General features: G+C 66.4%; 3 protein-coding genes. 2 read left to right on the top strand and 1 reads right to left on the bottom strand.

Annotated elements, in window-relative coordinates; translation table 11 throughout:
- Together IVB47_RS26900 and proC are read left to right on the top strand one after the other, a co-directional pair.
- Positions 1-259 (top strand): YbjN domain-containing protein (locus IVB47_RS26900; RefSeq protein ID WP_247465798.1); only part of this gene is annotated, 259 nt, incomplete at its 5' end.
- 190 nt (positions 260-449) lie between these two features.
- Positions 450-1,277, top strand: a complete 828-nt coding sequence (gene proC / locus IVB47_RS26895; RefSeq protein WP_247465795.1) for a pyrroline-5-carboxylate reductase — start codon at positions 450-452, stop codon at positions 1,275-1,277.
- Between the two features lie 131 nt (positions 1,278-1,408).
- On the opposite strand, the gene IVB47_RS26890 is transcribed toward proC, so the two are convergent.
- Positions 1,409-1,804, bottom strand: coding sequence for a hotdog domain-containing protein (locus tag IVB47_RS26890; RefSeq protein ID WP_247428322.1), 396 nt, complete (start codon positions 1,802-1,804; stop codon positions 1,409-1,411).
- Positions 1,805-1,815 lie beyond the last annotated feature (11 nt).

Below are 1,815 nucleotides of genomic sequence, written 5' to 3'. Positions count from 1 at the left end.
GCTCGTCGCCGCCGTCAACGAGCAGTTGTGGGTCGGGCACTTCGACCTGTGGACGACCACCGGCATGATCATGCACCGGCAGGCCCTCGTGCTGCCGGGCGGGCTCACCGCCTCCACCGGGCAATGCGAAGCCATGCTCGCCGGCGCCATCCACGCCTGCGAGCGCTATTTCCCGGCGTTCCAGTTCGTGGTGTGGGCGGGCAAGTCCACGTCGGAAGCCATGGACGCGGCGATGTTCGACACGGTGGGCGAGGCGTAGTTTTCTTGTCGTCCCGGCCTAGTGCGCATTGCGCACGGGGGGCCGGGACCCATACCGCGTGATTTCGCTTGTGGCACGCTGCTTGTTGCCAACACCTCCATCCACTAAAACCGGTTGTGGTTATGGGTCCCGGCTCTCCGTGCGCAATTGCGCACTAGGCCGGGACGACACTGAGTTTGTGGTAACGGCTATGACGAGCAACGGCACTCTCGAAAACATCACCGGCACTATCCTGCTCGCCGGCGCCGGCAAGATGGGCGGCGCGATGCTGACCGGATGGCTTTCGGGCGGGCTCGATCCGCGCCGCGTCGCGGTGATTGATCCACACATCTCGGCCGAGATCACCGCACTTGCCGCCAAGGGGGTTGCGCTCAATCCTGATGTGACGACGGCAGGCCAGGTCGAGACGCTGATCGTCGCGGTGAAGCCGCAAATGTTCCGCGAGGCCGGCGCCAAGCTGAAGCCATTCCTCTCCGACAAGACCTCGGTCGTGTCGATCATGGCGGGAACTACGATCGCCTCGCTCGAAGAGGTCTGCGGCGGCGCGGTGGTGCGCGCGATGCCGAACACGCCGGCCGCGATCGGTCGCGGCATCACGGTGGCTGTCGCCGCGAACAACGTCAGCGCACAGCAACGCGCTGTGGCCGATGCGCTGCTACGCGCCACCGGCTCGGTCGAATGGGTCGACGATGAGAGCCTGATGGACGCGGTGACCGCGGTGTCCGGCTCGGGCCCGGCCTATGTGTTCTTGCTGGCCGAAGAACTCGCGCGCGCCGGTGTCGAGGCGGGCTTGCCCGAGGCGCTGGCAACGAAACTCGCGCGCGAAACCGTCGCCGGCTCGGGTGAACTTCTCCACCAGTCGGAGCTTGCCTCCGGCACGCTACGCCAGAACGTCACCTCGCCCGGCGGCACCACGGCCGCGGCACTCGGCGTGCTGATGGGCGAACCAGGCCTGCGCGATCTGATGATCCGCGCGATCGCGGCGGCGACGCAGCGGTCGAAAGAATTGGCGAAGTAAGGAAGCTATCCCCTCATGGTGAGGAGCGCGAAGGGCCGTCTCGAACCATGCAGGCCCGGCTCTCGCCTGTGGCGATCCTTCGAGACGACCGCTGCGCGGTCTCCTCAGGATGAGGGCAGAGCAAGCGGCTGCTACGTCGTCCCCAGCCGCTTGTTGAACATCGCTACATTGACGAGCCCGCGCGCGTGGCGGCCTTCGCCGAGTTTTCGCGTGCCCTCGAAGGCCTCGACTTCGAAGCGGATGACGCGGCGCTCTACCGCAATGACCTTCGCGGTAGTCCGCACCGTCGCGCCGACAAGGGCTGCTGCAAGATGGCGGATATCGACCTCGGTGCCGACGGTGACCCAGCCGGGCTGAAGCGCCGCACGAATCGCATCGCCCGACGTCATCTCCATTTCCAGAATCATCATCGGCGTCGCATAGACCATCGGCATGCCGGGCACGAAATGCCCGACCGTGCGCTCCACCGGCACCACCAGCGTGCGCTCGGCGCTCATGCCGACCTTGATGAAGTCGCGTGCGTCCATGGGGCCTCCCC

Origin of the sequence: Bradyrhizobium sp. 62, assembly GCF_023073035.1 — a bacterium.
Classification (GTDB): domain Bacteria; phylum Pseudomonadota; class Alphaproteobacteria; order Rhizobiales; family Xanthobacteraceae; genus Bradyrhizobium.
This window is presented reverse-complemented; position numbering and strand designations above follow the sequence as displayed.

Excerpts from the sequence above, each read along its gene's own strand:
- proC (WP_247465795.1), top strand. The coding sequence starts at position 450 with ATGACGAGCAACGGCACTCTCGAAAACATCACCGGCACTATCCTGCTC.
- IVB47_RS26890 (WP_247428322.1), bottom strand. The coding sequence starts at position 1,804 with ATGGACGCACGCGACTTCATCAAGGTCGGCATGAGCGCCGAGCGCACG.